Below are 6,625 nucleotides of genomic sequence, written 5' to 3'. Positions count from 1 at the left end.
CGATGGTTCCGCGGTCCATGCGCAAGCAAGAGGAGTGGGAGTCCGCAAACCAATTGGTGAGTTTGTCAGTTGACATGCATACCAAGGTCAAAGACCCACTGGAACGGCTGGCGCTCATTGCGGAATCGGCGCGCTCGGAAAAGACCCGCACATCTCACATAGAAGTGCGCCGAATGAGCACTGCGGTGGAGACCTTGCCCCCGCTGATAATGCGATTGTTGGCATACTCACGTCGACTCTACGATTACAACCTGGATCGGCCACGGTATCAGCACACCATGGTGAGCAACATTCCACTATCTGTCGAGGGCCTGACCCTGAACGGGGCACCCGGCGTTGCTGTGCTCGCCAATCAAGCACCAGTCCACGGCGATGGACTGCGCCACTTCCTGGTTGCTGCGAGAGGCGGTGGACTGACACTGAATGTGATTGTGGACGTCACAATGATGCCGGATCTAGGCCACTATCTGGAGTTGCTTCGCGCGAGTTTCGAGGAACTCAAGGAAGCAGCCAACAGTCGTGCGTTGCAAAGTGGCTCCGCGGAGATCGCGTCCTAAGTCGATCTCTGTCTAGATCTACTGGCCCGGCTCATCATTTTGATATGCCGGGCCCTTTATCGTCTTGGGAATTTTCGCACATAATTCGGCTGTTCCGGATCCGGATCAGCCGAATTATGGGTACTAAAGTAGTACAAACGAACAATTTTCCACGTACCCTTAACGCTTTAGTACTAGCCCTAAAGTACCCATCACAAGATCAGTCGCATGCGCAAAAATCTTGGAATTCCTTAGTTAGACAAACGATATCGCGTCAGATTTCAGTCTCCTGCGGGCGAAATCAGCAATTTCGAGCCCCAACCTGAGACCCGTTCTACATCGGACGCAGTGGCACACCCAGCGTCTGGGCACGGGCATCACCCCCGCACCGCCGAATACGCACCTTGGCTGCACGCAACCCGCCTCCGCGCGGCCGGACGTGCCTCCTCGCCCGCGGTTGTGTGCATCCACGAACATTTCGAACTCGGACAGCCTGTGCGAATGCACAACAACGGCGTGCGGACAGTGGCCGAACGGCCACTCCTTTTGCCATCTCCCCAGCCCATGATTGAAAGGAGCCGGTGTGACCGGCATCTCGAATTTCAGCAGAGCTAAAGGAGTAGGTCATGGGAACTCGTCAGAGCCCCGATCGTGTGGTCGTGGTCGGCGCAGGCATGGTCGGATTGTCGACGGCCTGGTTCCTCCAGGAACGTGGAGTCGACGTCACCGTCGTCGATCGGGACGGCGTCGCGGCCGACGCCAGCTGGGGAAATGCCGGCTGGCTGGCGCCCGCCCTCACGCTTCCACTCCCCGAGCCTGCTGTACTGCAGTACGGCCTGCGCGCGATGCTCAGCCCGTCGTCGCCGGTGTATGTCCCGCTGACGACAGATCTGAAACTGATCCGCTTCCTGGTCGGATTCGCTCGCCACTGCACCCCCTCGAAGTGGCAGGAAGCAATGTCCGTCTACACCGAGGTGAACCGGACTGCGCTGGGCGCGTTCGACGAACTCGCCGATGGCGGGGTCAAGGAACACACTCGTCTGGCTGATCCTTTCCTCGCGGCATTCGCGTCGGAAAAGGACCGCCAAACACTGGTGGACGAGTTCCACCACGTCGAAGCATCGGGAGGCGAGGTCGACTTCGACCTCCTCGACTACGACACGATTCACTCGCTCGAACCGTCGCTCGGGCAAGGTGTGAAAGCCGGAATCCGGCTGCGAGGTCAGCGTTTCATCGATCCCCCGCAGTTCGTGAATTCCTTGGCCGACGCCGTCCGCGAACGTGGCGCCGAGATCGTCACAGGCTTCGATGTTGCGTCAATCAACGATCGCGACGACGGCGTGAGTGTTCGCTCCGCCAACGGTGATTCACGCACAGCAGATGCCGTCGTCATTTCCAGTGGCGCTCGCTTGAACAAGCTGGCAGCACCGTTCGGTGTTCGCAAACTGGTGCAGGCCGGTCGCGGCTACAGCTTCAGCGTCAAACCCGATCACCTGCCCAAGAACCCGGTGTACTTCCCCACCCAGCGCGTCGCCTGCACGCCGTTGCACGACCGCTTCCGAGTAGCCGGAATGATGGAATTCCGCAGCCCCGACGCACCACTGGATCCGCGTCGCGTGCAGGCGATCATCGATGCCGCCAAGCCCATGCTCAGCGGTATCGATTGGACCGCCCGCGAAGAGGAATGGGTCGGTTCACGCCCCTGCACCACGGACGGGTTGCCGCTGATCGGCGCTACCAAGTCACCGCGCGTCCACGTCGCCGGTGGTCACGGAATGTGGGGAATCGCGCTCGGCCCGTTGACCGGAAAGATGATGGCGGACTCAATGACTGAAGGCACGATGCCGACGGTTATGCGCCACTTCGATCCGCTGCGCTGAGCGCCGGCTTGACCCACAGGTAGTAGGCGCCGGTAAGCAGAACCAGCCACACGGCCCCGGCCGCAAGCGCAACGCGGGTCTCGGACATCACGCCCAACAAGATAACGACGAAGGTCAGGAACACGATCGCAAAGATCTGACCGTACGGCCACAGCGGCACTGGAAACTTCAGTGCCGCTGTTTCGTCGGCGCTCAACTGGGCGCGCGAGCGGTACTGCGACAGCAGGATCATGACCCACACGAAGATCGTTGCGAAGGTTGCGAGCGATGCGATGACGAGGAACACCTGGTCTGGGATCAGGTAGTTGAGCACGACGCCGACAAGCAGAGCGATAGACATGATGGCAACGGTCATCCACGGAACGCCGTTACGCGAGACCTTCTTCATGACCTGCGGCGCCTGACCGGCGTGCGCCATTCCGAACATCATGCGGCCGGCACCGAACACGTCGCTGTTGATAGCCGAGAGCGCCGCAGTGATGACCACGATGTTGAGAATCGAAGCCGCTGTACCCAATCCGAGGTTCTCGAAGATCTGAACGAACGGACTGTTGTCACTGTTGATGCTCTGCCACGGAATGATGATCATGATGACGGCTAGCGTGCAGATGTAGAAGAGAATGATGCGCACCGGAACGGTATTGACCGCTTTCCGGATGGTGCGCGCCGGATCCTCGGCCTCACCGGCAGTGATTCCGATGATCTCGGTACCGCCGAATGCAAACATCACGATGGCGAAGCACGCCAGGAACCCGCCGAAGCCGGTGGCGAAGAATCCGCCGTCGGACCACAGGTTACTGAGGCCCGTATCGGTCTCGTGGACACCGAAGCCGAACACGATGATGGCGATACCACCCGCGATCATCGCGATGATCGCAGTGATCTTGACCAGGGTGAACCAGAACTCGAGCTCACCGAAGACCTTGACGCTCAACAAGTTCAATGCACCGATGAAGAAGACGACAGCCAGAACCCAGATCCAGCGCGGCACGTCCGGGAACCAGAACTGCATGTAGAGACCGAAGGCGGTGACGTCGGCAAGACACACGATCACCATCTCGAAGGTGTACGTCCAACCCGTCATGAATCCGGCAAGCGGACCGAGGTGCTGGTTGGCGTATTCACTGAACGAACCGGAGACAGGGTTGCGCACCGCCATCTCACCGAGAGCGCGCAGCACCAGGTACACCGCGATGCCACCGATCAGGTAGGCCAGCAACACGGACGGACCGGCGCGCTTGATCGCCTCGGCGCTGCCGTAGAAGAGTCCCGTTCCGATTGCCGATCCCAGAGCGATGAAACGAATATGCCGCGCCGTCAGCCCCCTCTTGAGACCGTCCTGGTTGGCGGTCTTGGCTTCGGTGTTCACTCGGTACTCCAGTCGGCTGGCAGGCATACGTGCGCCGTCTATTGTCCGCTACCAGTCCGCAGACCTTCGCCCACCCCTTCAACTGTCGCCACAAATCCCCCTGGTGAGCCGTGCGTGAGTGCACATTAGTTCGCTGTTTCGACGGGATCCCGCACCTCACATCGATGTGTGGACGGAAATACCGGACTGCCAGCCGGCTTCTGTCGAGGCTGCCAACCGATCAACACGGGACGTAAGGTGACGCGAGGCACATCAACTCTTGACGGATCGCGTACCGTCGGCAAAAGTGTTTGTAACTCTTCGTATCACCAAATTGACTGGAGAAACTGTTGTCCAACACCCTCGAAGCCAGCATCGACATCAACGCATCCCCGCAGGATGTGTGGGCAATCGTCGCCGACCTCCAGCGCATGGGCGAATGGAGCCCCCAGTGCAAGAAGATGAAGGTCATCGGCGGAACCGTCCGTGAAGGCGCCAAGACCTTCAACATCAACCGCAGCGGTTTCCTGATCTGGCCGACCTCCGCGAAGGTAGTGCGTTTCGAGCCCAACAAGTCCATCGCATTTCGCATCGTCGAAAACCGCACCATCTGGTCTTACGAACTCGAACCCACCGCAACGGGCACCAAGCTCACCGAGCGTCGTGAAGCTCCCAGCGGAACGTCCACGGTCTCGCAGTTCCTGGTTAAAACCGTCTTCGGCGGCAACGACAAATTCGAGGTCGACCTCGTCAAGGGCATGAATGCCACCCTCAAGCGCGTAAAGAACGAAGCAGAAGCCGCCAGCGTTCTCGCATAACCAACACAGCGAGCTCCGACGAAGACCGTCGGAGCTCGCCTTTGTGGGCTTTATGCCATCGACGGCACCACCGACAGATGATGAGCCTTGGCGACGGGCGCACCCGTCGGCGCGTTCGCCAAAGCAAGAGCGTCGTCGGCGCCCTCTCGCAGCACAGCAATCACGACAACATCCGATTCCGCAGCAAGTTGATCGACATCGACCGCCCGCACAAAATCGCCAATCTCCTTGGCTACCAACCCAGCTCGGGGCATCGACCGCCCGGCAATGACCAGCTCATTCCCCGCTCGTGCCCACGCCTGACTGCTTCTCCCTTGATCGCCCGAGTAAATTACGTGCAGCGTCTACGGTGGAAACCTGACACATACCAAAAGGTACGAAAAATCAGAGGACGATGAACCCGTGGACACATACTCCGAACGACTTGCAGCCGACTCCCGGCTTCGAATCGCGACGGATCTAGTCGCACATTCCTGGGATCCGGTTGTGCTCTCTGCACTTCGGCTAGGTCCGAAACGACGTCAAGAACTGCTCACAGTCATCGGTGGCATCAACGACAAGGCACTCAGCCAAGCCGTCACGCGATTAGTGAGAGGTGGTCTGATCGGTCGAGTTGACGACCGTGTGCGCGCCGTCACCTACCAACTCACAGACCTCGGAGTCTCCTTCGTCAACGGCCCACTGGCCGCCCTCGCCCAATGGGGAGCCGAAAACGAAAACGCTGTCCTGGAGGCACAGGACGAGCACGCGACGCAGGCGATTGCAACAGCTGCGGCTCGTTCGGTTCAATAACGATCCGCTGAACTGTCGGTAACGATCCGCTGTGCTGCGGCCAAAGTTACTTATGGTGCGCCTGCGGTCGTAGATACTTCACCGGTGATGCTGACAAAACGAACATGCTTTTCAGCAATATCAATGGTGATGCTCGCTGTCGCGGGAATGCTGGTCGCGACCCCGGGGACCAGCGGCGCCGCACCTCCGGCCTGGCAATACACAATGGTGGCATTCAGCAACACCAGCGACCTCGACATGGATGTATACGAGTCGGAGGACGCCACCAACTTTCAACCCGCCCGACTCGCCGCGTATCGGCCCCCGTCAGGGCTTGTGCGTGACCCGAGCATCTTCCGGAACACCGACGGGTTGTATTACGTCACCTACACAACGGGCGGCGGGTCGAATATCGGCTTTGCACGCAGCAGTGACCGCATCAACTGGACTCCCCTGGGGAACTATCCGGTCCCGTTCTGCTGCGCCTTCCTGCCAGGCACAGGCGACGGCACAGGTTCTGCGAGCCCGCCTGGCTCCTCGGGGTCGGCCGGGTTCAGCGACGGACCGTCACTCTCACCCTTCACTACCAAAGCCTGGGCGCCCGAATGGTTCGTGGACGGCGACCGCGTCAACGTCATTCTGTCGATGTCGACCGGTGGAGGATTTGTGCCTTATCTGATGACGGCACTGGAACCATCGCTGCGATTGTGGAGCCTGCCAGTTCCCCTCGCCGGAATCGGCGCAGACCACATCGACACCACCGTGGTCAAGGTCGGATCGACTTACCATGCGTTCACCAAAAACGAGACGAAAAAGATCATCGAACACGCTGTCGCGCCATCAGCGACGGGACCCTATTCATTCGTCCCGTCCGGAAATTGGGGCCCGATGCTGGAAGGCCCCGCCCTGGTTCAACTGCCGAACGACACCTGGCGGATATACCTCGACGCCTACACCGAGGGAAAGTATCTCTATTCCGACAGTACGGATGGGCTGAGCACTTGGTCTCAGTTGGAAGAGCTTCCCGACCTTTCCGGGACGGTGCGCCATATCGGTATGATGAGAGAACCGGCATAACGACAACTGTGTCGGGTACTACTCACTGCTGATGCCGCTATAGCCCGTGAGCGAGACCGCGCTCACGTAATCTAGGGGTGCACGACACCCCGTAGTGTCAGTGCGGCTAGCAGTAGATCCACCGAGTAGTTAGAGGAGCCTGTGGCACGCCGACCCACACCCCCCGGAACCCCGCAACCCACCGGGATCGGACAT

The 6,625-nt window shown here is 59.7% G+C and carries 7 protein-coding genes; 5 read left to right on the top strand and 2 right to left on the bottom strand.

Annotated elements, in window-relative coordinates; all coding sequences use genetic code 11:
• Together QM600_RS28435 and QM600_RS28430 are read left to right on the top strand one after the other, a co-directional pair.
• Positions 1–557, top strand: a 557-nt coding sequence (locus tag QM600_RS28435; RefSeq protein WP_283265091.1) for a WS/DGAT domain-containing protein, incomplete at its 5' end; no start/stop codon positions are given.
• Positions 558–1,162: 605 nt separating this feature from the next.
• The gene (locus QM600_RS28430; protein ID WP_283265090.1) at positions 1,163–2,416 is read left to right on the top strand and encodes an NAD(P)/FAD-dependent oxidoreductase; all 1,254 of its coding nucleotides are present in this window, start codon (positions 1,163–1,165) and stop codon (positions 2,414–2,416) included.
• On the opposite strand, the gene QM600_RS28425 is transcribed toward QM600_RS28430, so the two are convergent.
• Positions 2,388–3,812, bottom strand: a complete 1,425-nt coding sequence (locus tag QM600_RS28425) for an amino acid permease (RefSeq protein ID WP_502943131.1) — start codon at positions 3,810–3,812, stop codon at positions 2,388–2,390. The two genes, QM600_RS28430 and QM600_RS28425, sit on opposite strands and share 29 nt — an antisense overlap.
• A 302-nt stretch (positions 3,813–4,114) precedes the next feature.
• On the opposite strand from QM600_RS28425, the gene QM600_RS28420 reads away from it, so the two are divergent.
• The gene (locus tag QM600_RS28420) at positions 4,115–4,582 is read left to right on the top strand and encodes an SRPBCC family protein (protein WP_283265088.1); all 468 of its coding nucleotides are present in this window, start codon (positions 4,115–4,117) and stop codon (positions 4,580–4,582) included.
• Between the two features lie 50 nt (positions 4,583–4,632).
• Here the strand turns inward: QM600_RS28420 and QM600_RS28415 are convergent, their stop codons facing one another.
• Positions 4,633–4,914, bottom strand: a complete 282-nt coding sequence (locus QM600_RS28415; RefSeq protein WP_283265092.1) for an NAD(P)-binding domain-containing protein — start codon at positions 4,912–4,914, stop codon at positions 4,633–4,635.
• 70 nt (positions 4,915–4,984) lie between these two features.
• On the opposite strand from QM600_RS28415, the gene QM600_RS28410 reads away from it, so the two are divergent.
• The gene (locus QM600_RS28410; protein ID WP_283265087.1) at positions 4,985–5,374 is read left to right on the top strand and encodes a winged helix-turn-helix transcriptional regulator; all 390 of its coding nucleotides are present in this window, start codon (positions 4,985–4,987) and stop codon (positions 5,372–5,374) included.
• A gap of 123 nt (positions 5,375–5,497) precedes the next feature.
• Positions 5,498–6,430 (top strand): glycoside hydrolase family protein, encoded by a 933-nt coding sequence (locus QM600_RS28405; RefSeq protein ID WP_283265086.1) that lies wholly within the window; start codon positions 5,498–5,500, stop codon positions 6,428–6,430.
• Positions 6,431–6,625 lie beyond the last annotated feature (195 nt).

It is taken from the genome of Rhodococcus sp. IEGM 1379, from assembly GCF_030056815.1.
Classification (GTDB): Bacteria; Actinomycetota; Actinomycetes; order Mycobacteriales; family Mycobacteriaceae; genus Rhodococcus_F.
The sequence above is the reverse complement of the archived record's forward strand: the minus strand, read 5'-3'. Positions and strand labels throughout refer to the sequence as shown.